Here is a 25,804-nt window from a genome sequence, read left to right as displayed (position 1 = left end):
TGGTGACGGGCGGTCGGTGACGGACGGGCCGTCAGGGGCGCAGCACGGCCGCGGGCCAGGAGGCCGGCTCGTCGACGCGGGAGACCAGCGACATGTCGCGGATGTCGTCGTGGTTCAGCACCCACATCAGGAAGCGCTCGACGCCCATGCCGAACCCGCTGGTGCGCAGCGGCATCTCGTCCTTCATCTGGACGTACCAGGCGTACTCGTTCTCCGGCACGTCGTGCATGGCCAGGGCCTTGCGGACCTCGGCGCCGTGGGTGTGCCGCTCGCCGGAGCCGACCACCTCGCCCATCCCGAACAGCAGGTCGGCGTTGCGCGCGGTGCGGCCCTCGCTGTCGCCGAAGGCCTGGTAGAAGGGCACGGTCAGGTGGTCGAAGTGGGTCACCCAGAGGAATTCGCTGATCCGGGACATCAGCAGCCGCTCGCCCTTGCGGGTCAGGTTGCGGCCCTTGCCCTGGTCGCTGATGCAGCCGGGCTCGTCGGCCAGCACGTCCACGGCCTCGTCGAAGGTGAGGCGGGAGAAGCCGCCGGCGGCCACCATCCGCTCCAGGTGCGAGATGTCGCCGCGGCTGCGGGCCAGCTGCTCGCCGTGCCGGTCCAGGATGGTCGCGGCCAGCGCCTTGACGTAGCCCTCCACGTAGCGGATCAGGTCGTCGAGGCCACCGGGCAGTTCGGCCTCGCTGTGGGTGAACTGGCCCAGGTGGGTCTTGTCGGGGACCTCGTCGCGGAACGAGGGCATGATGGTGTAGCCGCCGCCCGGGCTGACCTGGCAGCCCCACTCGAGCAGGAACTGCATGGAGTCCGGCAGGTAGGTGTCCACCCCGTTGACGGTGACGGGCACCGGGCGGGTGTCGCTGCCCAGGCCCGAGGGGCAGGTGATGGTGCGCGTGGTCAGCGGCAGGTAGAGCGACCGCAGGCCGCGCGAGGCGCCGTAGTTGACGGTGGTCGACAGCACGGTGTCGTGCAGCTCGGCGATCAGCGCGTACCAGGGCGAGCGCAGCGCCGCGAGGAACGCGCCGGGCTCGTTGGCGGCGAAGGTGCCGGGGGCGGTGATCTTCTCGGGGGCGTAGACAAGGGGGGGCATGGCCGACGGCTCTCTCTTCGTCTGGGGCGTCTGTCAGGGATTACCGGCGCGTCGCCGGTGCGATGTTCTGGTTGCCAGCCAGCACGTTCTGGGGGTCGTAGCGGTCCTTCAGGGCGGCCAACCGCTCGTAGCGCTCGCTGCCGTAGACCTCGGCGACCTTGCCGGGCGCCTCGTCCTGGAGGTAGTTGACGTAGGCGCCGCCGAACTGCCACGGCGTCAGCCGCTCGACACCCGTGCGGCTCCAGGCCGCGCAGGCGGCGTCCTCGGCGGGGTCCGTCCACTGCGCCGAGACGGTGCAGATGTACGGGGCGTCCCGGCGGGGGAAGGCCGCGTCGGCGCCCGGGTCGTCGCTGATGGCGCCGCGCAGGTACTCGAAGTCGATGGCGGACAGCGTGGAGGGCAGCTGCCGGGCGGATTCGACCAGCTGCTCGACCGGGCCCTCGGACAGCTCGGTGAGGTAGCAGGACTTGGTGAAGTAGCGGTGGCCGTGCGGCTCGCCGAAGTCGCCGAGCGCCTGCAGCTGCGCGTAGGACATCAGCTGCGTCCGGCCCCCGGCCGCCCGCTCGAACAGCGCGTCGGTGCGGGCCGGGCCCTCGGCCGCCTCGCCGAACCAGGCCGCGGTGAGGAAGAGCGCCGGGGTGCCGCGCAGCTCGGCCGGGACCCACTCCTGCTGCCCGGCCACCTTCAGGGTGCCGACGGCGTGCATGGCGTTGTCCTGCGCCTCGGCGAACTCCCGGTAGCGGGCCAGCGCCGCCGGCGCCTGGTCGAGCGGGAAGACCCCGGTGCGGTGGAACACCTCGCCGACCGGCCGCAGGCGCAGGGTGAAGCGGGTGACGACGCCGAGGTTGCCGCCGCCGCCGCGCAGGCCCCAGAGCAGCTCGGGGTGGCTCTCCTCGCTCGCCTCGACGATGCTGCCGTCCGCCAGCACCACCTCGGCCGAGACCAGGTGGTCGCAGGTGAGGCCCCAGGTGCGGGCCAGCCAGCCGTAGCCGCCGCCCAGGGTCAGCCCGGCCAGGCCGGTGTGCGAGACCACCCCGGCCGGGCAGGCCAGCCCGTGCGCGGTGGTGGCGGCGTCCACGTCGCCCAGCAGGCAGCCGCCGTCGGCCTCGGCGGTCAGCGCCTCGGGGTCCACCCGGACCTGCCGCATCAGCGAGAGGTCGATCATCACGGCCTCGTCGGCGACGGCGGTGCCGGCCACGTTGTGGCCGCCGCCGCGCACCGTCACGGCTCGCCCCGCGGCGGCGGCGTAGCGCAGCGCGGCGGCCACGTCCGGCGCGCCGACGCAGCGGGCGACGAGGTGCGGGGAGCGGTCGTGCATGCCGTTCCACACGGCACGGACGCGGTCGAACTCGGCATCACCGGGGTGGACGAGGGCGCCGCGGAACTCGGCGCGCAGCTGCGCGAGAGCGCTGTGGTCCACCGGGGCCAGCATTTCGGTCATGGGGAGTGGCAGCCTTCCGTGGGGCAGGTAGGGCAGGTGAGAGGGGTTCAGGAACGGGCCAGCAGGGCGCCGACCACGGCCGCGACCAGGGCCCGGGGCTCCGGGCCCATGGCCTCCTCGTGGCGGCAGGCGAGCTCGTGGCGGTCGAGCTCCGCCAGGTGCGGCAGCCAGGTCTCCGGCCCCGGGCGGCCGGGCCCGTGGCCGAGGGTGGCGGTGAAGTGCAGGGCCGGCGCCCGCACCGGCACCGGCCGGTACTCGGCGATCAGCCGGCTCGCGTTGACGCCGACCGCGACCAGCCGGTCGAGCACCTCGGGCGCCAGGCCGGTGTGCTCCGCCGCCGTGGCGCGCAGCTCGGTGAGGCGGACCCGCAGGTCGGCCGCGCCGGTGGGGTCGGCCGTGTCGGCGGGGCCGGCCGTGTCGGCGGGCACGGCTCTGTCGGTGGGGTCGGCTGCGCCGGTGGAGCCAGCCGTCCCGGCGGGGTCGGCCGTGTCGGTGGAGCCAGCCGTCCCGGCGGGGTCGGCCGTGTCGGTGGAGCCAGCCGTCCCGGCGGGGTCGGCCGTGTCGGTGCGGTCGGTCGCGCCCGTGGGCACGGCTCCGCCGGTCGGGTCGGCTGCGCCGGTGGGCATTGCCCCGCCGGTGGGGTCGGTCGCGCCCGTGGGCACGGCTCTGCCGGTCGGGTCGGCCGCGACCGTGCGCATTGCCCCGCCGGTCGGGTCGGCTGCGGCGGGGAGCAGGGTGGCCAGCAGGCTCCACTCGTCCCACAGCTCGGGCGCCACTCCGTCGGGGTAGGGCCAGGCCGGGCCGGGGAAGGAGTCGACCAGTGCCAGCAGCTCGACCTGCTCGGCCTCGGCCTCCAGCCGGGCGGCCAGGGCGTGCGCGATGTTGCCGCCGAGCGACCAGCCGAGCAGCCGGTACGGTCCGGTCGGCTGGGCCGCCCGGATCCGGGCCAGCAGGTGGTCCAGCATGGTCTCCAGGTCGGCGGGCAGCTCGGCGGGGTCCGCGAGCCCGGGAGCCTGCAGGCCGTGCACCGGCACCTCCGGCGGCAGCAGTCCGGCCAGCCCGGTGTAGCTCCAGGCGAGCCCGGTCGCGGGGTGCACGCAGAACAGCGGCCGCCCACCGGTGCCCGGCCGCAGCGGCAGCAGCACCGCGAAGTCCTCGGCCAAGGCGGCGGCAGCGGAGGCGGCAGCGTCGGAGGCCGTGCCGGCGGGGGCGGAAGCCAAGGCCAAGGCCGCAGCGTCGGAAGCGGTCCCGGCAGCAGCGGCAGCAGGGTCGGAGCCACCGGAAGCCGAGGCGAAGGCGGCGGCAGCAGCGGGGCCGGCAGTGGCGGCAGCAGGGTCGGAGGCGCCGGAAGCCGAGGCGAAGGCTGGGGCAGCAGGGTCGGAGGCGCCGGAAGCGGAAGCGGCGGTCGATGCAGGGGCGGAAGCTGGCGACCCGGCGGTTGCGGGTCCGGCGCTGCCGCGCCCGGCTGTGGCCAGCAGGCCGGCCACCGTCGGTGCGGCGTACAGCGTCCGCACGCCCAGCTCCAGGCCCTGCGAGCTCCGGATCAGGCTGACCAGGCGCATGGCGAGCAGGGAGTGGCCGCCCAGCGCGAAGAAGTCCTCGTCCACCCCGACCTCGGGCCGGCCGAGCACCTCGGCGAAGAGCCCGCACAGGGCGCGCTCCTCGGCCGTGCGCGGCGGCCGGCCAGCGGTGGCGGGGCCGGCCGAGGGCGCGGGCAGCGCCTTCCGGTCGATCTTCCCGTTGGCCGTCACCGGCAGGGCGTCGAGGTGCACCACGGCGGCGGGCACCATGTGCGGGGGCAGCAGCAGCGCGGCGTGCCGCCGGAGCTCCTCCCCGTCCACCGGCTCGCCGGCGGCCGTGGGGACGACGTAGGCGACCAGGCGCTTGTCGCCGGGGAGGTCCTCGCGGGCGGCGACGAACGCCTGGTGGACCAGGTCGTGCTGCTCCAGGACGGCCTGGACCTCGCCGGGCTCGACCCGGAAGCCGCGGATCTTGACCTGGTGGTCGACGCGGGCCAGGAACTCCAGCTCGCCGACGGTGTTCCAGCGGACCAGGTCACCGGTGCGGTACATCCGATCGCCGGGCTCGCCGAAGGGGTTGGCGACGAAGCGCTGCGCCGTCACCTCGGGGCGGCCCGCGTAGCCGCGGGCCAGGCCGGCGCCGCCGACGTACAGCTCGCCCGGGATGCCCGCGGGGAGCAGCTGGAGGTGGTCGTCGAGCACGTACGCCTGCATATTGCGCAGCAGTTGGCCGATCGGCGCCCGGCGGCGCCGGAAGTCGTCCTGGGCCGTGATGACCGAGATCGAGACGTCGTCCGAGCACTCGGCGGGGCCGTAGACGTTGGCCAGCGGGATGTCGGGGTGCCGGGCGAACCAGCGGTCGACCAGGTCGGGCGGGAGGTCCTCGCCGTGCACGAGCATCCAGCGCAGGCCGGCGAGGCCGGGCACGGTGGACGGGTCCAGGTCCCACATGTCCAGGATGGCCCGCAGCACCTGGGGCACGATCTGGAGGACGGTGATCCGCTCGGTGGCGACGCAGTGCACCAGCGAGCGCGGGTCGCGGGTGGTGTCCTCGTCGATCACGTGCACCCGGCCGCCGACCAGGGTGGTGGTCAGTGCCTGCCAGACGGCCACGTCGAAGGTGAGCGGCGCGTTGAAGGCCATGGTGTCCCGCTCGGTGAGGCCGTAGAGCTCGGCCACCGCCAGCAGGTGGTTGGAGAGGCCGCGGTGCGGGACCAGGACGCACTTGGGGCGGCCGGTCGAGCCGGAGGTGAAGACCGCGTAGGCCAGGTGCTCCGGGCCGACCCCGCCGGCCGGGCGGCCCGGAGCGGTGTCGCGGCCGGGCCGCACGTGCCGCACGCCGGCGGGCAGGCGCCCGGCCACCGCGCGGGTGGGCTCGGCGAGGTCGGGCGCGGTGAGCAGCAGCCCGGCGCCGCTGTCCGCCAGCATCTGCCGGACGCGGGCCTCGGGCACGGTGGCGTCCAGGGCCAGGTAGCCGCTCCCGGCGGCGAGGGCGCCCAGCGCGGCGGTGACGAACCAGGCGTTCCGGTCGGAGAGGATGGCGGTCAGGTCGTCCGGGCCGGTGCCGGCCGCCGCCAGCGCGCCGGCCAGCTGCTCGACCCGCTCGGCGAGCTCCCGGTAGGTGTACCGGACGGCGCCGTCCGAGACCGCGACGGCCTCCGGCCGCTCGGCGGCCCAGCGGCGCACCAGCTGCGGCAGGTCGACGAAGGACTCCGCGCGGGCCGGGCCGTTCCAGGTCACCAGCTGCTGCCGGCGCTCGGCCGCCGAGAGCAGCGGGAGCTCGTGGACGGGCCGGTCCGGGTCGTCGGCGGCGCCGGCCAGCAGCCGCAGCAGGCGGTCGCCGAGGGCCTCGACGGTGCGCTCCTCGAACAGGTCGGTCGCGTACTCCCAGCCGATGCCCAGCCCGGCGGGCCGGCCGCCCTGGTCACGGCGGTCCTCGAAGTCCACCGAGAGCGAGAACTTGGCGGTGTCCACCGGGCGGCGGAGCATCGTGGTGGTGAGCCCGGTCAGCTTCAGGCCGTCGGCCGGGCGCTGCTCGGCCAGGGCGGTCATCACCTGGAACAGCGGGTGGCGCGCAGCCCCGCGCGGCGGGTTGAGGGCCTCCACCACCTGGTCGAAGGGCACGTCCTGGTGCGCGTAGGCGTCGGTGGCGGCGTCCCGCAGCCGCAGCAGCAGCTGACGGAAGGTCGGGTTGCCGCCGGTGTCGGCCCGCAGCACCACGGTGTTGACGAAGAAGCCGACCAGCTCGTCCAGCGCCTCGTCGGTCCGGCCCGCGGTCGGGATCCCCAGCGGCACGTCCTCGCCCGCGCCGTGGCGGGTCAGCAGGGTGGCCAGCGCCGCCTGCAGCACCATGAACAGGGTGCAGCCGTTGTCCTGGGCCAGGGTGAGCAGCCGGGCGTGCAGCCCGGCGTCGGCGGCCAGGGTGAGCGTCGCCCCGGCGGAGGTCGCGGCGGCGGGCGGCACGGCCCGGTCGCAGGGCAGCGGCAGCTCCTCGGGCAGGCCGGCCAGCGCGCCCTGCCAGAAGGCCAGCTGACCACTGATCAGGCTGGCAGGGTCCTCCCGGCTGCCCAGCAGCTCGCGCTGCCAGAGGGTGTAGTCGCTGTACCGGACCGGCAGCGGCGCCCAGCCCGGCTCCTGCCCGGCGGTGCGGGCGGCGTAGGCGGTGGAGAGGTCCCGCAGCAGCGGCGGCATCGACCAGCCGTCGCAGGCCACGTGGTGCAGGACCAGGGCGAGCACGTGCTCCTGCGGGGAGGTGCGGAGCAGCCGGGCGCGCACGGGCAGGTCGCGGGCGAGGTCGAAGGGTCGGCGGGCGGTCTCGTCCAGCACCCGGTCGAGCTCGGCCGGCGCCACCTCCAGCAGCTCCAGGGCCGGGCCGGCCTCGGCGGGGGACAGCACCCGCTGGTGGGGGGTGCCGTCGGCCTCGCCGAAGACCGTGCGCAGGGCCTCGTGCCGCGTCACCACGTCCAGCAGCGCGGCCTGCAGGGCGGCGGTGTCCAGCGGGCCGCGGAGCCTGGCCGTGACCGGCACGTTGTAGGTCGCGTCGGGGCCTTCGAGCTGGTTGAGGAACCACATCCCCTGCTGTGCGAACGACAACGGGTACACGGTTGACTCCTTACTTTCCGAGATGGCGGGCGACCTTCCCAGATCGCGGGCGGGCCCTGCCGGGCAGGGTCAGGAACGGCGGGCCAGGCTCGGCCGGGCCGGGGCACCGGCCGGCGCCTGCCGGACGGCCTCGGCCACGGCGGCCACGGTCGGTGCCGCGAGGACCTGCCGGAGGTCGAGGGCCGCGCCGGTGACGGCCCGCAGCCGGTTCCACAGGCGCATCGCGAGCAGCGAGTTGCCGCCCAGGGCGAAGAAGTCGTCCCCGGGGCCCACCCGGTCCACCTTCAGCACCTCCGCGAACACCTCCGCGACCCGGCGCCGGAGCGGGTCCTCCTCCTCGGGGGCGGGCCCGTCCCCGGTGGTCGGCCCGTCCCCGGTGGGCAGCGGGAGCCGGGCCAGGGCCGAGCGGTCGACCTTGAGGGTGCGTCCGTGGGGCAGCGCGGCGATCTGTTCGAGCACCTGCGGCACCATGTACGGCGGCAGCTGCCGGGCCAGTCCGGCCCGGACCGCGGCCGGGTCGAGGGTGGTCGTCGAGGTCCAGAAGGCGCGCAGCACCGCCGTGTCCCCCCGGTGCGAGACCACGGCCACGGCCTCGCCGACCCCGGGGAGCCGCGCCAGCTGGTGCTCGATCTCGTCCAGCTCGATCCGGTAGCCGCGGATCTTCACCTGGTTGTCCCGGCGCCCCAGGCAGTCCAGCAGCCCGTCCTCCGTCCAGCGGGCCAGGTCGCCGGTGCGGTAGAGGCGCTCGGACACGGCGGGCGTGCCGGGCAGGAAGGCCGCGGCGGTCAGCTCCGGCCGGTTCAGGTAGCCGGCCGCGAGCCCGTCGCCGCCCACGTACAGCTCGCCGGGGACGCCGACCGGCTGGGGGTTGCCCTCGCGGTCGAGCACCCAGGCGGTGGAGTTGGCGATGGGCGTGCCGATCGGCACCCGCCCCTCGGGGAGGGCCGTCAGGCGGTGCGTGACGGAGAAGGTGGTGTTCTCGGTGGGGCCGTAGGCGTTGACGAACACGGCGTCCGGGCAGGCCCGCATGGCCTGCGCGGCGTGCCGGCCGGACATCGGCTCGCCGCCGACCAGGGTCCGGCAGCCGGCGAACACCGTCGGGTCCTGCTCGACCAGCTGGTTGAAGAGCGCGGCGGTCAGGAACATCGCGTTGACCCCGTGCCGGGAGATCACGGCGCGCAGCCGGGCGGCGTCGAGCACGGAGGCGGTGGGGGTGAGCACCACCGCCCCGCCGTTCAGCAGCGCGCCCCAGAACTCGAAGGTGGTGGCGTCGAAGGCCAGCGCCCCGGTCTGCAGGATCCGGGTGTCCGGGCCGAGTGCGGCGAAGTCGGTGCCGCGCACCAGCCGGAGGACGGCGCGGTGGTCGATCGGCACGCCCTTGGGCTGCCCGGTGGTGCCGGAGGTGTACATCACGTACGCGGTGTCCTGCGGCGAGCCCGCCTCGGGCCCCAGCGGGCTCCGGGCGAGCGGGCCGGGGGCGGTGAGGTCGAGCACCGGGACGGCGGCCCGGACGGTGGCGTCGTCGGTGACGAGCAGCTGCGCGCCGCTGTCCGCGAGCAGGAAGTCCCGGCGGGCGGCCGGCAGACCGGCGTCCAGGGGCAGGTACGCGGCGCCGAGCCGGAGCACCGCCAGCAGGGCGACCACCAGCCGGGGCGTCCGGTCGAGCAGCAGGGCGACCCGGCTGTGCCGGCGCACCCCCAGCTGCTGCAGTGCCTCGGCGAACTCCCGTGACTGCTCGTCAAGTTGACGATAGGTCAGCTCTCCGTCGTCCCAGCGGACGGCGGTCCGCTCCGGGCCGGCGGCGGCCTGCTCGGCGAACAGCCGGTGGATCGTCGCCTGCCGCGGGTAGGGGCGCCCGGTGGCGTTGGCCGCCAGCTGGGCGTCCCACTCCGGCGCGGTGAGCATCCGCAGCGAGCGCACCGGCTCCTGTGGGCGGCTGGTCAATTCACCGATGAGCCGGGCGAGATGGCCGAGCATCCGGTCGGCGAACGCGGCGCCGTGGACGTGCCGGTGCAGATCGAGGTGGAGGAGTAGCTCCCCCGCCGCGTCCTCCCAGGAGACCACCAGGTCGGCGCCGTGCAGGCCGCCGTCGGCGGGGCCGCCGAGCACGCAGAGCAGCTGCGGGGCCTCCTCCGCCGCCTCGGCCGGGAGCTCCAGGGCCGCGCGGACGGTGGCCAGGTGCGCGGCGGCGGTGCGCTCGCCCGGGGTGGCGGAGGCCGGCAGGGTGGCCGGGTGCGCGCCGGAGGCGGCGGCGTGGCGCACCCCGAGCCGGAAGGCCGGGGCGTCGGCGTACCGCTGGGCGAGCAACAGCAGGGCGGCGACCGGGAGTTCGTCGGGGGTGCCGTCGGCCGTGGGGCTGGGGAGGGCGAGGGAGCGGCGCTCGGCCGGGCAGGGGCCCGGCTCCGGGCAGCGGCCACCGAACGGGAGCCGGGAGGGCACCGCGCCCTCGTCCCCGATCAGGTCGCCGAGTCCGTCCGAGCTGCCCATAGGTTCCCTCACCGCTCATCCGTGTCGATGGAGCAGGGGCGGGCTCCGGGAGCCGGATCCGACTGGCGCGCGACGATCCCTTCCTCGTCGGCCACCCTGCAACGCTGCCACGCTATGAGCTGGTCATCCGCCTCGGCGGCAGGTGCTCAGGCAGCTCACCGGCAGTTGGCGGCGGCCCGGGTGCCGGTGGTCAGCGCCGGCCGACCCGGGCCCAGGTGGCGGCGTCCACCGGGCCGACCCTGCGGCGGAAGTGCCCGAGCGGCACCCGGCGGAGCTCCTCCGTCTCCAGCCAGCTGGTGCGGCCCTCCCGGTCGCCGACGGAGCCGGCCGGGAGGCGGAGAACGCCGGGGCGTTCGGCGTGGTGCTTGCTGGTGATCTTGGCGACGGTGGCGGTGCGGCCGCGGACGCCGAGCACGAGACAGGGTCGGTCCTTGGCCCCCGGGCCGTCCTCGAAGGGCACCTCGGCCCACCAGATCTCCCCGGCGGCCGGGCCGCCCGGCGGGGTCCGCCGCCGTCGCAGCGCGACGGCCAGAGCGGCCGCCGCCAGGACCGCCACCAGTACCGCCGCCACCCAGAGCAAGCCCTGCACCACACCACTCCTCGCGCTGTCCGAATTCGTACGCCAGACCGTACCGGCCGCCGTGACATTCGGGGATTTGTCCGTCTGCGGCTGCTGGTTCGTCACGGAACATCCACAAGGTCCGTTCCGCCCTAAAGCTCCTCGTTGGGCCGGAAAAGCTGGCCACAGCAGAACCAGCCTCGGAACCCTCCCCCGAAGGTGGCCCCCGATGAGCGCTCGCAGCACCGACCTCTGGTCCTACGCCGAGATCGCCCGCCACATCAACGTCCAGACCGAGACCGTGCGGAACTACCGGCGGCACGGCCTGCTGCCGGACCCCGACCTGACCGATTCGAACGGGCATCCGCGCTGGTATCCGGACACCATCCGCACCTGGGCCCGCAACCGCCCCGGCCACCGCTGAGGGCCCGCCCCGTTCTGGTGATTCCAGCCACAGCACGGCACGGAGACGGAGGCAAAGTGCCCTTCCGCCCTTACTCTCATCTCGCAGAGACCGCGCTACCTGTCGGTAGCCGCGGGCAGTCGCGGACCATGACCCAGTGGGGCGGAGGGGCTCGGCATGAAACTGACCGTGGTGGGGTGCTCGGGGAGCTTCCCGTCCGTCGACTCGCCCTGCTCCAGCTACCTGGTCGAGGCCGAGGGCTACCGGGCCCTGCTCGACATGGGCAACGGCGCGCTCGGCCCGCTTCAGCAGTACTGCGGGCTCTACGAGCTCGACGCCGTGCTGCTCAGCCACCTGCACGCCGACCACTGCATCGACCTGTGCGCGTACTGGGTGGCCCGCAACTACCGCTTCGAGGGCTGCCCGGACCCGCTCCCGGTGTACGGGCCGCAGGGCACGCCCGAGCGGCTCGCCCGCGCGTACGACATGCCGGCGGACCCGGGGATGAAGGAGGTCTTCGACTTCCACACCCTGACCGAGGGCACCTTCGACCTGGGCCCGCTGCGGGTCACCGCCATCCCGGTCAACCACCCGGTGGAGGCGTACGCCTTCCGGGTGGAGCACGCGGGCCGCAGCCTGGTGTACTCCGGCGACACCGGCGTCAGCCCCGAGCTGGTCGAACTCGCCCGGGGCGCCGACCTGTTCCTCTGCGAGGCGGCCTACACGCACGGCCGGGAGAACATCGAGGCGGTGCACCTGAACGGCCGTCAGGCCGGGGAGCACGCACAGGCGGCCGGGGTCGGCCGCCTGGTGCTGACCCACATCCCGCCGTGGACGGACGCCGGGGCCAACCTGCGTGACGCCGCCGCCGCCTTCCCGGGCCCCGTCGAGGTGGCCCGCGCCGGGGCGGTCTACGAGTTCTGACGGATCGTCAGCTCCGCCTGCGTCGCCGGATCACCAGCAGGGCGACGGCGCCCAGCGCCGCCCCGGCGGCGAGCACCAGCCAGCCGGTGGCCCCCCGCTGCTGCCGGGCGGGCCCCGGGGCCGTCGCGGCGGTGGTCGGGGTCGGCGTCTTCGGCGTGGCCGTCGGCGTCGGGGCGGCCGTGGCCGTCGGGGTGAAAGCCGTGCTGGGGTCGGTGAGTTGGGCGCTGACGGTGAGGTCCGTCTCGGTGCGGCCCAGGGCCGGGAAGCCGGCCTCCACGGTGAGGTGCCAGCGGCCGGCCGGGAGGAGGTCGGCGGTGGCGTAGCTGCCGTCGGGCTGGTGGACCAGCTGCCAGGGGCCGACCCGCCGGCCGTCGGGCGAGACGGCGGTGAGGGTGGCCGCCAGCGGCTCGGTGACCGGATCCCCGTCGTTCTCCCAGGTGGCCACCGTGTGCGGCTGGCCGCCGGCAGGGTTGCTGACCGCGAGGTGGACGGAGTCGCCATGGGCGACGGCCGGCCCGGCCGAGGCCAGCAGGGCGAGAACGGTCAGGGCGAGCACGGCCGGTCGGTGGTGGGTGCGTGGCACGGGGACTCCTCGGACAATGGGCGACGGCCCGGCCGAGGCGGCCGGGCCGTGCGTGAGGGGTGGGGTCAGGAGGCGGGCTGGACGGCCCACCGCTGGTAGGCGGCGGAGGTGTCGGGCCGCTGGAGTTCGAGCAGCCAACCGCCGTAGTACCAGCGCTTGCTGATGCCGAGCACGAGGTCGGAGCCCTTGGCCGCCAGCGTCCAGCTGCCGCCGGTGGCGGTGAGCTGCCAGCGCTGGGCGTCGGTGTCACCGCAGGGCTGCTGCGCCACGTACTGGCCGGGCAGCAGCGCCCCGCCGACCTGGAGGCACTTCTGGGTGAGGGCCGAGCGCAGGCGGAGGGAGCCGCTGCCGGCGTCCTCGAACAGCCACTGCTGGTTGGCGTAGCCGGTGCTCTGGTAGGCGATCAGCACGGTGCCGTTGTCGGCCGAGCTGCCCCAGAGGTCGGCGGCCTGGCCGGTGAGGCCGTTGAGCAGCTGGTAGCGGGCGCCGGGCTTGGTCGGGCCGTTGCCGGCGGCCTTGGTGCGGAAGGCGGCGGCCTTGCCCGGGGCACCGGTGTGCCCGGCGGCGTCCCTGACGGCCACGGCGACGGTGTACGCGGTGTCCGGCTGGAGCCGGACGATCCGGACGGCGGTGGCCCGGACCACGCCGAGCGCCCGGCCGTTCAGCCGGACCTCGTAGCCGGCCGCGCCGGAGACCTGCGGCCAGCCGGCCACCACGGAGTCGGCGGTGAGCTGACTGGTGGTCACCTTCGGCCCGGCACCGCCGGTCGGGGTCGGGGTCGGGGTGGGCGTGGGGGTCGGCGTGGGCGTCGGGGTCGGGGTCGGGGTGGGCGTGCCGGTCGGGCTCGCGGTCGAGCTGGGGGTCGGCGTCGGAGTCGGGGTGGGAGTGGGCGTGGGCGTCGGGTTGGTGGAGCCGCCGTTGCCCGCGATCAGGAACTGGTTGTTGGCCACGTTCCAGTGGGTGGTGAGGTAACTGCCGGGCGCGGGGTTGGTGTTGTAGTAGTCGTCGTGGTTGCAGTCCAGCCGGTCGTCGTGGGCGCGGTCCGGGCAGTGGATCTGCATCTGCGGGTAGTTCGGCGCGTCGGAGTAGCACATGATGTCCCACTCGTCGACGCAGTGGCCGGCCTTGCTGGAGTTGGGCGCGCTGTTGTTGACGGCGCCGAGGTTGTGGCCCAGCTCGTGCGCGGCGGTGGAGCCGCCCCAGCAGCCGTTGTCGGTGCGGCCGTAGGAGGGGCCGAAGTTGCTGATGTTGTCCTGGGTGGGCCGCTCGTCGCCGGCGAAGGTGCCGATGCCGCAGTAGACCTGGGCGTCCGCGAAGATCATGTACTTGCGGTCGCGGCGGTTGAAGCCCTGCTTGGCGAGGGCGTCGTTGGTGGCGCCGAACTCGCTCAGTGCACTGGAGGGCAGCTCCACGTCCAGCACGGCGGCGGTGCAGTCCGGCTGGGTGACGAAGCGGATGTGCCGGTCGCCGCCGGTCTCCTGGGCGCTCGCGTCGTAGATGGTGTCGGCGTCGGAGGCCCACTGCTGGAACGAGCCCCGGTACTGGCCGAAGCGGTCCTGGCCGGGCGCGTGCACGTAGAGCACCTGGACGCGGTTGCCGGTGGAGCCGTCGCCGTCGCAGACCACGGTGGTGCCGGCGGCGGCGGCCGGGGCGCCGCTCGGCGTGGCGGCGGCCGGTGCGGTTTCGGCGAGGGCACCGGTGACGGCGGCGGTGGCGTCGAGCACCGGCAGTTGGGCGTTCACCAGGTCGGAGGTGGTCGGGGTGCCGTCGGGGGTGGGCAGGGTGGGGGCCTGGCCGGTGGCGGCCACCGGGGCGGTGGCCCGGTGGATGTCCACGCCCTTGGGCGGCACGTCGGGGCCGTGGGTGCAGAGGGAGGCGGCGGAGACCTTGTAGACGCCCGCGCACTTGTCGCCCTTGTCGGCGGGGGTGAGGCCGCTGTAGACCAGGCCGCGAGCGGGCTCGCTCTTGGGCACGGTCTTGATCGGGGCGGGCACCTCGAAGTGCTCCGGCGCGGCGGCCGGGTCGCCGATCATCCGCAGCACGTCGGCGGCCACCGGCGGCTCGGCCACCGTACGCGGCGCCGAGCCCTCCATCGCCGAGCCGATCCCGACCACCCCGGCCAGCAGCGCCCCGGCGATGCCCGCCCCCAGGGCTATTCGTCCGCGCTGCCCGCGCTTGCGACGGCGGTGGTCGGTCTTCCTGATGCCCCTGTTGCCCATGCGGCGCTCCCCTTCGGTCCGGGTCGGTCACCTGGGAGAAAGGGGAGCGGGGCGCGGATAACAGAAATTCGCACGGTTGTTGTGGCCGACCGCGGTCACGAGCCGTCGACCGTGGTCACGAGCCGTCGGCCGCAGTCACGTCGGCCGCGCTCAGGAGTCGCGACCCGGGCCTCGGCCCCGGCCGAGCCGGAGCAGCAGCAGCCCGGCCGCGCCGAGCGCCGCGCCGGCGGCCAGCACCCGCAGGCCCGTCGAGCGCGGCCGGGCTGGTTCGGCCAGCGCGGGGGCGTCGGGGGCCAGGGTGTAGGGCGGCCGGGCGGTGGGGGTGCGGGTGTCGGTCGCGGCGGCGGCGACCACCAGATCGGCCTCGCCCCGGCCGAGGGCCGGGGCGGCGGCCTCGACGGTCAGGTGCCAGTGGCCGGGGGCCAGCGACTCGGCCGTGCGGTAGCTGCCGTCGGCGCAGACCAGCAGGCGCCAGGGCCCGGCGTGCCGACCGTCGAGGGAGTCGGCGCTGAGCGTGCCCCGGAGCGGCTCGGTGACCGGGTCGCCGTCGCGCTCCCAGGTCGGGACGGTGCGGGGCTGGCCGCCGCCGGAGTTGGCCACCAGCAGGTGCACGGAGCCGCCGTGCACGGCGGGTGCGGCGGCGGCCGGGGCGGCCGGCAGCACGGCGAGGGACAGCAGGGCGAGGGAGAGCACGGTGAAGGGCAGGACGGCGAACGGTAGGGCGAGGGCGAACGCGGCCAGGCTGCTACGGGTCGGCGGCACGGGGGCTCCTCGGGGGCGGGGCCGTACACGAGACGGAGTGGAGGGGGTGGCTGGCTGACCACCGTCAGTCAACCACCGTAGTACCAAGGACCGGTGACGCCGAGGGGCGTGCGGAAGAGTTCCGCACGCCCCTCGGGAGTACCGTCCAGTAACCCTGGAACCAGGCTTACTTGGTGATGTCCTCGATCTCCTCGTCGCTCTCGCGGCCGGGGGTCGGGAGGTTGAACTTGGTGATCGCGAAGCGGAAGACCACGTAGTAGACCACCGCGAAGACCAGGCCGATCGGCACGATCAGCCAGGGCTTGGTGGCCAGGTGCCAGGAGAGGCCGTAGTCGATCGCGCCGGCCGAGAAGTTGAAGCCGATGTGCACGCCCAGGGCCCAGGTGACGGCCATCGAGACGGCGGTCAGCACGGCGTGGACGACGTACAGCGCCGGGGCGATGAAGACGAAGGCGAACTCGATCGGCTCGGTGACACCGGTGACGAAGGAGGTCAGCGCGAGCGACATCATCATGCCCAGGACCACCTTGCGGCGCTCCGGGCGGGCGCAGTGCGCGATGGCCAGGGCGGCGGCCGGCAGCGCGAACATCATGATCGGGAAGAAGCCCGAGGTGAACTGCCCGGCGCTCGGGTCGCCCGCGAAGAAGCGGGTGATGTCGCCGTGCACCACGGTGCCGTCGGCCTTGGTGTAGTCACCGGCCTGGAACCAGGCGTAGGAGTTGACGAACTGGTGCATGCCGACCGGCAGCAGCGCGCGGTTGACCAGGCCGAAGGCCCCGGCGCCGATGGCGCCCGCACCGATCAGCGAGTCGTTCATGCTGCCGATGGCGTCGCCGACCGGGCCCCACGTGTAGGCGAAGAAGACGCCGACGGCGGTGCCGACGAAGGCCATGATGATCGGGACGAGGCGCCGGCCGTTGAAGAAGCCGAGCCAGTCGACCAGCTTGGTGCGGTGGTACTTCTGCCAGAGCACGGCGCTCAGCAGACCGATCACCACACCGCCGAGCACGCCCGGGTCCTGGTAGGTGGCGGCGGTGTACTTGCCGTCCTTGACCACCGCCTCGGTGATCGGGAAGGCGGTCAGCACGTTCTTGTAGACGAGGAAGCCGACCAGGGCGGCCAGCGCGGTGGAGCCGTCGGCCTTCTTGGCGTAGCCGATCGCGATGCCGACCGCGAAGAGCAGCGGCAGGTTGCTGAAGACGGCCTGGCCGGCGGTGGCGAACACGGCCGCGACCTTGAGCCAGCCGAGGCCGTCCTTGCCGAACACGTCGTCCTGGCCCAGGCGCAGCAGGATGCCCGCCGCCGGGAGCACGGCGATGGGGAGCTGGAGGCTGCGGCCCATCTTCTGAAGGCCCTGGATGAGGTTCTGCCCGGCCTGCTTGAGCGGGCTGGGAGCCGTGGCGGGCGGCGTTGCCTGCGCGGTCGTACTCATGGGGGTGGTTCCTAACGGCAGGGGCGGCCCGGTCGGGGGAGGTGCATCGGGGATCCGAACCGCAAACTGGTCTACACCACTAGTGGTGTAGACCAGTTTTCTAGCATGTGCCGAGGAGGGGGGAAACCCTCGTGAGCCGTGCGGGCGGCAAGTGCTATGAAATCGAAACCTTCTTGAGGATTAGCGGTCTTTTGGCGAGTGGCTCAACAAAACCGCCGGGAGGTCAGGCCTTGGTCACGTCCTCGATCTCCTCCTCGGGCTCGCGGCCCGGCGTCGGGATGTTCCACTTGAGGATCGCGAAGCGGAAGAGCCCGTAGTAGAGGGCCGCGAAGACCAGGCCGATCGGGATGATCATCCAGGGCTTGGTGGCCAGGTTGAAGTTGAGCAGGTAGTCGATCAGGCCGGCCGAGAAGGCGAAGCCGTCGTGCACGCCCAGCGCCCAGGTGACGGCCATCGACAGGCCGGTGAGCACCGCGTGGATCGCGTAGAGCGCCGGGGCGATGAACATGAAGGAGAACTCGATCGGCTCGGTCACGCCGGTGACGAAGCTGGTCAGGGCGAGCGAGATCATCATGCCGAGCACGGCCTTGCGGCGCTCGGGGCGGGCGCAGTGGGCGATGGCCAGGGCGGCGGCCGGGAGGCCGAACATCATGATCGGGAAGAACCCGGACATGAACTGGCCGGCCGTCGGGTCACCGTGGAAGAAGCGCGGGATGTCGCCGGTCCAGACGTGCCCGGCGGCGTCGGTGAAGCTGCCGACCTGCTGCTGGAAGAAGGTGTTCAGGAACTGGTGCATGCCGACCGGGATGAGCATGCGGTTGGCCACGCCGTAGATGCCCGCGCCGGCCGAGCCGAGCCCGGTCAGCCAGTCGCTCGCGTGGGTCAGGCCGGTGCCGATCGGACCCCAGGCCAGGCCGAACACGACGCCCGCCAGGGTGCCGACGAAGGCCATGATGATCGGGACGAGCCGGCGGCCGTTGAAGAAGCCGAGCCAGTCGACCAGCTTCTTGCGGTGGTACTTCTGCCAGATCACCGCGGAGAGCAGACCGATGACGATGCCGCCGAAGACCCCCGGGTCCTGCGGCTTGCCGGCCGGCAGCGCCTCGGTGACCGAGCCGGCCATCGGGAAGGCGGTCAGCACGTTCTTGAAGACGAGGTAGCCGACCAGGGCGGCCAGTGCGGTGGAGCCGTCGGCCTTCTTGGCGTAGCCGATCGCCACGCCGACGCAGAACAGCAGCGCGAGGTTGGCGAAGACGGCGTTGCCGGCGGTGGCGAAGACGGTGGCGACCTTGCCCCAATGCAGGCCGTCCTTGCCGAAGACGTCGTCCTGGCCCAGGCGCAGCAGGATGCCCGCCGCGGGGAGGACGGCGACCGGGAGCTGGAGGCTGCGGCCGATCTTCTGGAGGCCCTGGAGCAGGCCGGAGCCTGGCTTCTTGGTGGGGGCGGCCGCAGGGGCGGTCGTCGTACTCATGGCGTGTCCTTCGGCGGTGGGCGGCGTTGCGCACCTCTCGGCGGAAGGCCGATTGGTCTACACCACTAGGGGTGCAAAACCGTTCTAACACGCTCTTCACAGGGGGCTGAAATAAATCGGACGGTTGGTCAGGCGGGTAATGCGGCCGCAAAATCCGACAGGGTCCTTGGTCCTGTCCCGGGCAGGGCGAAGGCCCTCCGGCGGGGGAGCCGGAGGGCCTTCGGGAGGGTCGACCGTGTGCGAAGTCGCGGTTTGCGGCGGGATCAGGCCTTGGTGACGTCCTCGACCTCGTCCTCGTCCTCGCGGCCGGGTGTTTTGAGGTCGAACTTGATGATGATGAATCTGAAGGTCACGTAGTACACGACGGCGAAGCAGAGCCCGATCGGGATGATCAGCCAGGGTTTGGTGGCCAGGCTCCAGTTGATCACGTAGTCGATCAGGCCGGCCGAGAAGCTGAAGCCGTCGTGCACCCCCAGCGCCCAGGTGATCGCCATCGAGGCGCCGGTCAGCACCGCGTGCGCCCCGTACAGCGCCGGGGCGATGTAGGCGAAGGAGTACTCGATCGGCTCGGTGACGCCGGTGACGAAGCTGGTCAGCGCCACCGACGTCATCAGGCCGTAGATCTCCTTGCGGCGGTGCGGCTTGGCCGTGTGGGCGATCGCCATCGCGGCGGCGGGCAGCGCGAACATCATGATCGGGAAGAAACCCGAGGTGAACTGACCGGCCGTCGGGTCGCCGGCCAGGAAGCGGTTGATGTCACCGTTGACCACCGTGCCGTCGGGCTTGGTGAACGAGCCGAACTGGAACCAGAGGAAGGTGTTCAGCAGCTGGTGCATGCCGACCAGCAGCAGCGAGCGGTTGGCCAGGCCGAAGATGCCCGCGCCCCAGGCGTCCAGGTCGGAGAGCCACTTGGAGAAGTCGTTCAGGCCCGAGCCGATCGGCGACCAGACCCAGACCATCAGTGCGCCGAACAGCAGGCCGACCACCGCGGTGATCATCGGCACCAGGCGGCGGCCGTTGAAGAAGCCCAGCCAGTCGACCAGCTTCACCCGGTGGAACCTGACCCAGAGATTGGCCGACATCAGGCCCATCAGGATGCCGCCGAGCACCCCGGGGTTCTGGTAGGTGGCGGGCTTCGAGGTCTTCGCGGCGAAGTCCACGCACTGGTTACCCTTGAGGACGGCGCCGTGGCAGCTCTCCGGGAAGGCCTGGAGGACCGAGTAGTAGACCAGGAAGCCGACCACGGCGGCCAGCGCGGTCGAGCCGTCCGCCTTCTTGGCCATGCCGATCGCCACGCCGATGCAGAACAGCAGTGGCAGGCCCAGTGCCGAGTTCAGCAGCGCCCCGCCGGCGGCGCCGAGGGCGGCGGAGACGTTGTCCCAGCCGAGCCCGTCCTTGCCGAACATGTCCGGCTGGCCCAGGCGGTTGAGAATGCCCGCCGCCGGGAGTACGGCGACGGGCAGTTGGAGGCTGCGGCCCATCTTCTGCAGACCACCGTAGAAGGTGTGCCACCACGTGTTCTGCGGTACCGCAGCGCCTGCCGAACTCATCCGTCGCCCTCCGAGGGTGCTGTGTGGCGGGGGCCACCTGCCCGATGGTGGGTGTCAGGAACACCGGGCTCGAGCTCGGCGTTGTCCGAAGTGCACCTAGTATTGGTGTAGACCACTTTGGCGCTGAGCTGGGCGCGACGGGTCCTGGACCCCACTGATCGTCATCTTCGGATGACGCTCCGCAGTGCGCGCGCGGAAATGGGCCAAATGTGAACTAACGTGGCAGACCGTCGGGAGACGGGCGATGCTTGTCCACGGCAGAGCACGACCGCACAGCACGAGGGCACAGAGGGAGAAGGACATGGCCAGCAAGGCTGAGAAGATCGTCGCCGGTCTCGGCGGTATCGAGAACATCGAAGAGGTCGAGGGCTGCATCACTCGCCTGCGCACCGAGGTCATCGACCCCTCCAAGGTCGACGAGGCCGCGCTCAAGGCCGCCGGCGCCCACGGCGTCGTGAAGATGGGCACCGCGATCCAGGTCGTCATCGGCACCGACGCCGACCCGATCGCCGCCGACATCGAGGACATGATGTGAGCTGAGGCTCACCCCCGCAGGGCCCGCCACCACAGCACCGGTCGGCGGGCCCTCGCGTACCCGGGCGCGCCCCCGGAGGCACTACCCTCGGTGGCTATGTCACGCATCGACGGCCGCACCCCCGAAGAGCTCCGCCCCATCACCATCGAACGAGGCTGGAGCAAGCACGCCGAAGGCTCCGTCCTGGTCAGCTACGGCGACACCAAGGTGCTCTGCACCGCCAGCGTCACCGAGGGCGTCCCCCGCTGGCGCAAGGGCAGCGGCGAGGGCTGGGTCACCGCCGAGTACGCCATGCTCCCGCGCGCCACCAACACCCGCGGCGACCGCGAGTCCGTCCGCGGCAAGATCGGCGGCCGCACCCACGAGATCAGCCGCCTGATCGGCCGCTCGCTGCGCGCCGTGATCGACCACCGCGCCCTCGCCGAGAACACCATCGTGCTCGACTGCGACGTGCTCCAGGCCGACGGCGGCACCCGCACCGCCGCGATCACCGGTGCCTACGTCGCTCTGGTCGACGCCGTCGCCTGGGCCCGCGAGAAGAAGATCCTGCGCGCCAAGGGCCAGCCGATCACCGGCGGCGTCAGCGCCGTCAGTGTGGGCATCATCGACGGCGTCCCGATGCTCGACCTCCGCTACGAGGAGGACGTCCGGGCCGAGACCGACATGAACATCGTCTGCACCTCCGACGGCCGCTTCGTCGAGGTCCAGGGCACCGCCGAAGGCGCCCCCTTCGACCGCGCCCTGCTCGACCAGCTGCTCGACCTCGGCACCCTCGGCTGCGCCGAGCTGGACTCCATCCAGCGCAAGGCCCTCAAGGCGCTGGAGTCCTGAGCCACTCTCCGGGGAAGGCCGGGGACGGACCGGAGAAGGCAGCTGGGCCGCGCCGCTGTACACGGACGGGCCTGAAGCCGTACCGTTCCGGCCATGGGTCCGGCTTGGGAACCGCTGAAGCCCGCTTCTTCGTCCCTCTCCTATAGCCGGTACCGCCCGTGCCTTCCCCGGAGGACTCCTCGATGCCGTACAGCATCAACCGCTCCACCACGCTCGCCGTGGCCGCGCTCATCCTCGTCCTCCCGCTCTCCGCGGTGAGCTGCTCGGCCGCCCAGAAGGCCATCGACTGCGGCAACACCGCCGTCCGGGTGACCTCCGACGTGGCCGACGCCGGCACCGCCTTCAACAGCGCGGACAAGGACCCGGCCACCGCCGGGAAGGCCCTCTCGAAGCTCAAGAAGGACCTCGACCAGCTCGGTCGCAACTCCTCCGACACCGACCTCACCAAGGCCGTCGGAGACCTCCAGACCCAGGTCGACAAGGCGCAGCAGGCCGTGAACGCCAATCAGGTGCCCGACCTCAAGCCGCTCGGGGACGCCGCCGCCCAGCTCTCCAAGGTCTGCACCGGCTGAGGCAGTCAGTAGGGTTGGGCCCATGACTACCCGACGCCTCGTCCTCGCCACCCGTAACCAGCACAAGGTCGCGGAACTGCGCGACATCCTCGGCGCGGCGGACTTCGACCTGGTCGGCGCGGACGCCTACCCCGAGATCCCGGACGTCCGGGAGACCGGCGTGACCTTCGCCGAGAACGCCCTCCTCAAGGCCCACGCGCTCGCCCGGGCCACCGGCCTGCCCGCCGTCGCCGACGACTCCGGCCTCTGCGTGGACGTCCTCGGCGGCGCCCCTGGCATCTTCTCCGCCCGCTGGGCCGGCAAGCACGGCGACGACCGCGCCAATCTGGAGCTGCTGCTCGCCCAGCTCTCCGACATCGCTGACCCCCACCGCGGCGCCCACTTCGCCTGCGCGGCCGCCCTGGCCCTCCCGGACGGCACCGAAAGGGTCGTCGAGGGGCGCCTGCTGGGGACGCTGCGCACCGCCCCGGCGGGCGAGGGCGGCTTCGGCTACGACCCGATCCTGCAGCCGCTGGGGGAGACGCGGACCTGCGCGGAGCTCACGGCCGCCGAGAAGAACGCGATCAGCCACCGGGGGCAGGCTTTCCGCGCGCTGGCGCCGGTGGTCCGGGAGTTGCTCGGCTGAGGGGGAGTCAACTGACGCGACGAAGGCCCGCCCGGAGAGCATGCCCTCCGGGCGGGCCTTCGTTTCTTCGGTAAAACCTGGTGCGGCCGAAGGGATTCGAACCCTCAAGCCCTCACGGGCCAACGGACCTAAACCGTTTGCGTCGCCATTGCGCCACGGCCGCCTGGGCTTCCGGTCCTCATGCTACTTGGCAGTGAGGCGTGCCTGCACCTAGGTATTCGATCACTGGGGCCGCGGCTCCGGTCGGGCCGATCGCGGCTTGTTCCGGCCGCAGTAGGTGTCGGTGGTGGCGTGGCAGTTGGGGCAGAGCAGGCGGAGGTTGTCCGGGCGGTTGTCCGACCAGTCGCCGTTGACGTGGTCGACTTCGAGGGTGAGCGGGCGGCCCTGCCACTCGGGGCCGGTGCCGCAGCCCTCGCACAGCTCCGGTCGGCCGAGCTCGGCCAGGGCCCGGCGGATCCGAAAGCCCGGCAGTCGTCTGGCTTCCGCCGGGCGCTGCACCAGGATCTCTTCGGGGGGCAGCTTTCGAGGGGAGGGCTTGCCCCGGTTGTGCCCCGACCCGGTGAAGTGGGACGTGTCGATGTCGAACGCTTTGATCCGCCGCCCGATGTGGGCGTGCGTGCCGCCGGCCGGGCGGAGGTGGAGGCGGCGCATCACGTCGGCCAGGCTGCACGAGGCCGTGACGGCTGCCTGGAGGACCTCCCGCGTGTAGACGGTGCCGCGCTGTTCGAAGTGTGATGTGGCTATGCCGAAGGCGGTGAGCCGTCGGCGCAGGTAGTGCCGGGTCTGGTGATTCGGCTCCTTGCCGAGCAGGACCAGCGCCTCGTCGATCGACTGTGCCTGCTGCGCGGCGGCGAGCAGGGCTTCCTGGGTGTACTTGACCTGAGTGGGCATCAGATCACCTCCTACTGGTACGAACGAGTGATGAGCCCTGGGGGAAACGGGGTGCGGAAGATGAAAACGTGATGAGAGTCACGGCATGGGGGTGGTCTCGGTGGGCTATCGATTGGTACAGACCTATTGACCTGTGTGGTCTGGACCACATAGCTTCTCGGCCACATCCCCCACAGGTGCGCGCATCCCACGGCGTGTGCCCGGCACTCTCTCCAGGAGGACCGAGTGTTGATCCGAAACCTGGCGATGCGGCGTCCCACCGCTGCTCGCCGTACGAAGACCGCGGCGGCGGTGGCCGGTGTCGGCCTGGCCGGGCTGTTGGTGGCCACGCTCGGGGCGCTGCCCTCGCAGGCGGCTGCCGCGGTGGACAACCAGAGCTGTCGGCCGGACGGTATGTACACCACGCCCGGCGTGAACGTGCCGTACTGCAACGTGTACGACAGCAGCGGGCGCGAGATGATGGGTGCCGACCACCAGCGGCGGGTCATCGGGTACTTCACCGGGTGGCGGACCGGCAAGGACGGGACGCCGGCCTACCTGGTGAACAACATCCCCTGGGACAAGGTCACCCACCTCAACTACGCGTTCGCGCACGTGGCGAGCGACAACACGATCTCGGTGGGCACCGACGGGCCGAACAACGCGGCGACCGGGATGACCTTCCCCGGGGTGGCCGGGGCCGAGTTGGACCCGACGCTGCCGTACCAGGGGCACTTCAACCTGCTGAGCAGGTTCAAGAAGCAGTACCCGAACGTCAAGACGATGATCTCGGTCGGCGGTTGGGCCGAGACCGGCGGGTACTTCGACGACTCGGGCAACCGGGTGGCCTCCGGCGGCTTCTACTCGATGACCACCAACGCGGACGGCTCGGTCAACCAGGTCGGCATCAACGCCTTCGCCGACTCGGCGGTGAAGTTCATCGAGAAGTACGGGTTCAACGGGGTCGACCTCGACTACGAGTACCCGACCTCGATGAACAACGCGGGCAACCCGCTGGACGCGACGATCGCCAACTCCAAGCGCGGCTCGCTGATGAAGGGCTACGCGGCGCTGCTGCAGACCATGCGGCAGAAGCTGGACACGGCCAGCGCGGCGGACGGCAAGTACTACCTGCTCTCGGTCGCGGCGCCCTCCTCGGGCTACCTGCTGCGCGGCATGGAGACCTTCCAGGTCACCAAGTACCTGGACTACGTCAACATCATGTCCTACGACCTGCACGGCGCCTGGAACCAGTACGTCGGCCCGAACGCCTCGCTCTTCGACGACGGCAACGACGCCGAGCTCAAGGCCGCCAACGTCTACGGCACCTCGCAGTACGGCGGGATCGGGTACCTGAACGGCGACTGGGCCTACCACTACTTCCGCGGCTCGATGCCGGCCGGCCGGATCAACCTGGGCCTGCCGTACTACACCCGCGGGTTCAAGAACGTGCAGGGCGGGACGAACGGCCTCTGGGGCACCGCGTCCACCACCACCTGCCCGGCCGGGGCGGGGCTGACCACCTGCGGGGACGGTGCCGTCGGCATCGACAACCTCTGGCACGACCTGGACACCAACGGCAAGGAGGCCCCGGCGGGCTCCAACCCGATGTGGCACGCGATGAACCTGCAGAACGGCATCCTGCCGGACTACCTGTCCAAGTACGGCCTGACCGACACCGCGCTGAGCGGGACCTACGCGCGCAACTACAGCTCCGCGCTGGTCGCGCCCTGGCTCTGGAACGACGCCAAGAAGGTCTTCCTCTCGACCGAGGACGAGCAGTCGGTCAACGCCAAGGCGGACTACCTGGTCAACCAGGGCGTCGGCGGCGCGATGATCTGGGAGCTCGCGGGCGACTACCAGTGGAACGCGGCGGCCAACGGCGGCAAGGGCGAGTACGTGGCCGGGTCGACCCTGACCACCGACCTGTACAACAAGTTCAAGACGGCCGCGCCGTACGGGGCGACCCGCTCGACCATCGCGCTGCCGGCCCAGACCCTGCCGATCGACGTGTCCTTCACCAACTTCGCGCTGGGGGACAACAACTACCCGATCAACCCGAAGATCCACATCGTCAACAACTCGACGGTCACCCTGCCGGGCGGCACCGAGTTCCAGTTCGACTACGCCAACTCGGCGCCGAACAACGCGCACGACCAGTCGGGCTTCAACTCCACCATCGTCCGGGCGGACAACCCGGCCTCGGGCAACCTCGGCGGACTCAAGGGCACCTACAACCGGGTCTCGCTGAAGCTGCCGACCTGGCAGTCGCTGGCCCCCGGCGCCTCGGTGGACGTGGACTTCGTCTACTACCTGCCGGTCTCCACCCCGTCGAACTGGACGGTCAACGTGGCCGGCACCCTGTACGGCCTCACCGGTGACCTCAGCAGGGGCGCGGTGAGCGGTGGGGGCACCCCCTCCCCGACGCCGAGCGCCACCCCGAGCTCCTCGCCGAGCTCCTCTCCGTCGAGCAGCCCGAGCAGCTCCCCGAGCTCGTCCCCCAGCAGCTCCCCGTCGAGCAGCCCGAGCAGCTCCCCGAGCCCGTCCGGCAGCCCCAGCAGCAGCCCGTCCGGCAGCCCCAGCACGCCGCCGGGCGGCACCTGCACGGCCCCCAGCTGGAGCGCGGGCGCGGTCTACGCCACGACCGGCACCAAGGTCTCCTGGAAGGGGCACACCTACAGCAACAAGTGGTGGACCACGGGTGAGGACCCGAGCACCACGGGTGCGTGGGGAGTGTGGAACGACCTCGGTCCCTGTTGACATAAGCGCAGGTCGCTGAGGTAGCGAACGGCGGTGGCGGTGCACCCGGTCGGGGGGTGCGCCGTCACCGC

General features: G+C 72.5%; 19 protein-coding genes and 1 tRNA gene. 7 read left to right on the top strand and 13 right to left on the bottom strand.

Annotation, left to right across the window (positions count from 1 at the left end; genetic code table 11):
* Positions 1-31 precede the first annotated feature (31 nt).
* The 5 genes from CFP65_RS13320 to CFP65_RS13300 form a co-directional block, all read right to left on the bottom strand.
* On the bottom strand, positions 32-1,087 hold the full coding sequence (locus tag CFP65_RS13320) for an amino acid--tRNA ligase-related protein (protein ID WP_104816294.1): 1,056 nt from the start codon (positions 1,085-1,087) through the stop codon (positions 32-34).
* A 40-nt stretch (positions 1,088-1,127) separates the two neighbouring features.
* Positions 1,128-2,528, bottom strand: a complete 1,401-nt coding sequence (locus CFP65_RS13315; protein WP_217368160.1) for an FAD-binding oxidoreductase — start codon at positions 2,526-2,528, stop codon at positions 1,128-1,130.
* Positions 2,529-2,575: 47 nt separating this feature from the next.
* Positions 2,576-7,150, bottom strand: coding sequence for a non-ribosomal peptide synthetase (locus CFP65_RS42090; RefSeq protein WP_104816293.1), 4,575 nt, complete (start codon positions 7,148-7,150; stop codon positions 2,576-2,578).
* A 69-nt stretch (positions 7,151-7,219) separates the two neighbouring features.
* Positions 7,220-9,649, bottom strand: a complete 2,430-nt coding sequence (locus CFP65_RS13305) for a non-ribosomal peptide synthetase (protein WP_158702159.1) — start codon at positions 9,647-9,649, stop codon at positions 7,220-7,222.
* A gap of 178 nt (positions 9,650-9,827) precedes the next feature.
* Positions 9,828-10,226 carry a type II toxin-antitoxin system PemK/MazF family toxin gene (locus tag CFP65_RS13300; RefSeq protein WP_371682410.1) on the bottom strand — a complete coding sequence of 133 codons (399 nt, stop codon included), beginning with the start codon at positions 10,224-10,226 and terminating at the stop codon, positions 9,828-9,830.
* Between the two features lie 199 nt (positions 10,227-10,425).
* On the opposite strand from CFP65_RS13300, the gene CFP65_RS13295 reads away from it, so the two are divergent.
* Both CFP65_RS13295 and CFP65_RS13290 read left to right on the top strand, forming a co-directional pair.
* Positions 10,426-10,620 (top strand): MerR family transcriptional regulator, encoded by a 195-nt coding sequence (locus CFP65_RS13295; protein ID WP_104816290.1) that lies wholly within the window; start codon positions 10,426-10,428, stop codon positions 10,618-10,620.
* A gap of 156 nt (positions 10,621-10,776) precedes the next feature.
* Complete coding sequence (locus CFP65_RS13290; RefSeq protein ID WP_104816289.1) at positions 10,777-11,523, top strand: MBL fold metallo-hydrolase; 747 nt, start codon at positions 10,777-10,779, stop codon at positions 11,521-11,523.
* A 7-nt stretch (positions 11,524-11,530) separates the two neighbouring features.
* Here CFP65_RS13290 and CFP65_RS13285 read toward each other — a convergent pair whose 3' ends face one another.
* From CFP65_RS13285 to CFP65_RS13260, 6 genes are all read right to left on the bottom strand, one after another.
* The gene (locus CFP65_RS13285; RefSeq protein WP_104816288.1) at positions 11,531-12,106 is read right to left on the bottom strand and encodes a hypothetical protein; all 576 of its coding nucleotides are present in this window, start codon (positions 12,104-12,106) and stop codon (positions 11,531-11,533) included.
* Between the two features lie 65 nt (positions 12,107-12,171).
* Positions 12,172-14,325: an RICIN domain-containing protein gene (locus CFP65_RS42085; protein ID WP_305778251.1), complete on the bottom strand. Its 2,154-nt coding sequence runs from the start codon at positions 14,323-14,325 to the stop codon at positions 12,172-12,174.
* Positions 14,326-14,475: 150 nt separating this feature from the next.
* Positions 14,476-15,087, bottom strand: a complete 612-nt coding sequence (locus tag CFP65_RS13275; protein ID WP_104816287.1) for a hypothetical protein — start codon at positions 15,085-15,087, stop codon at positions 14,476-14,478.
* Between the two features lie 166 nt (positions 15,088-15,253).
* The gene (locus CFP65_RS13270) at positions 15,254-16,519 is read right to left on the bottom strand and encodes a PTS transporter subunit EIIC (protein WP_104816286.1); all 1,266 of its coding nucleotides are present in this window, start codon (positions 16,517-16,519) and stop codon (positions 15,254-15,256) included.
* Between the two features lie 223 nt (positions 16,520-16,742).
* Positions 16,743-17,990 (bottom strand): PTS transporter subunit EIIC, encoded by a 1,248-nt coding sequence (locus CFP65_RS13265; RefSeq protein WP_104816285.1) that lies wholly within the window; start codon positions 17,988-17,990, stop codon positions 16,743-16,745.
* Between the two features lie 263 nt (positions 17,991-18,253).
* Complete coding sequence (locus tag CFP65_RS13260; protein WP_104816284.1) at positions 18,254-19,540, bottom strand: PTS transporter subunit EIIC; 1,287 nt, start codon at positions 19,538-19,540, stop codon at positions 18,254-18,256.
* Between the two features lie 244 nt (positions 19,541-19,784).
* Between CFP65_RS13260 and CFP65_RS13255 the strand changes: the two genes are divergently transcribed.
* The 4 genes from CFP65_RS13255 to rdgB all read left to right on the top strand — a co-directional run bounded on the left by CFP65_RS13255 (position 19,785) and on the right by rdgB (position 22,103).
* Complete coding sequence (locus CFP65_RS13255; RefSeq protein ID WP_104816283.1) at positions 19,785-20,075, top strand: PTS glucose/sucrose transporter subunit IIB; 291 nt, start codon at positions 19,785-19,787, stop codon at positions 20,073-20,075.
* 96 nt (positions 20,076-20,171) lie between these two features.
* Complete coding sequence (gene rph, locus CFP65_RS13250; protein WP_104816282.1) at positions 20,172-20,906, top strand: ribonuclease PH; 735 nt, start codon at positions 20,172-20,174, stop codon at positions 20,904-20,906.
* Positions 20,907-21,088: 182 nt separating this feature from the next.
* Positions 21,089-21,478 carry a hypothetical protein gene (locus CFP65_RS13245; RefSeq protein ID WP_104816281.1) on the top strand — a complete coding sequence of 130 codons (390 nt, stop codon included), beginning with the start codon at positions 21,089-21,091 and terminating at the stop codon, positions 21,476-21,478.
* A gap of 22 nt (positions 21,479-21,500) precedes the next feature.
* The gene (rdgB, locus tag CFP65_RS13240) at positions 21,501-22,103 is read left to right on the top strand and encodes an RdgB/HAM1 family non-canonical purine NTP pyrophosphatase (protein WP_104816280.1); all 603 of its coding nucleotides are present in this window, start codon (positions 21,501-21,503) and stop codon (positions 22,101-22,103) included.
* A gap of 78 nt (positions 22,104-22,181) precedes the next feature.
* On the opposite strand, the gene CFP65_RS13235 is transcribed toward rdgB, so the two are convergent.
* Together CFP65_RS13235 and CFP65_RS13230 are read right to left on the bottom strand one after the other, a co-directional pair.
* Positions 22,182-22,266 (bottom strand) — tRNA-Leu (locus CFP65_RS13235).
* Between the two features lie 59 nt (positions 22,267-22,325).
* Positions 22,326-22,994, bottom strand: coding sequence for an HNH endonuclease signature motif containing protein (locus CFP65_RS13230; protein ID WP_104816279.1), 669 nt, complete (start codon positions 22,992-22,994; stop codon positions 22,326-22,328).
* Between the two features lie 246 nt (positions 22,995-23,240).
* Between CFP65_RS13230 and CFP65_RS13225 the strand changes: the two genes are divergently transcribed.
* A complete protein-coding gene (locus CFP65_RS13225) occupies positions 23,241-25,733 on the top strand; it encodes a chitinase C-terminal domain-containing protein (protein WP_104820850.1) in 2,493 nt (830 codons plus the stop codon).
* The last annotated feature ends 71 nt before the right edge of the window (positions 25,734-25,804 follow it).

The organism is Kitasatospora sp. MMS16-BH015, from assembly GCF_002943525.1.
GTDB lineage: Bacteria > Actinomycetota > Actinomycetes > Streptomycetales > Streptomycetaceae > Kitasatospora.
The sequence above is the reverse complement of the archived record's forward strand: the minus strand, read 5'-3'. Positions and strand labels throughout refer to the sequence as shown.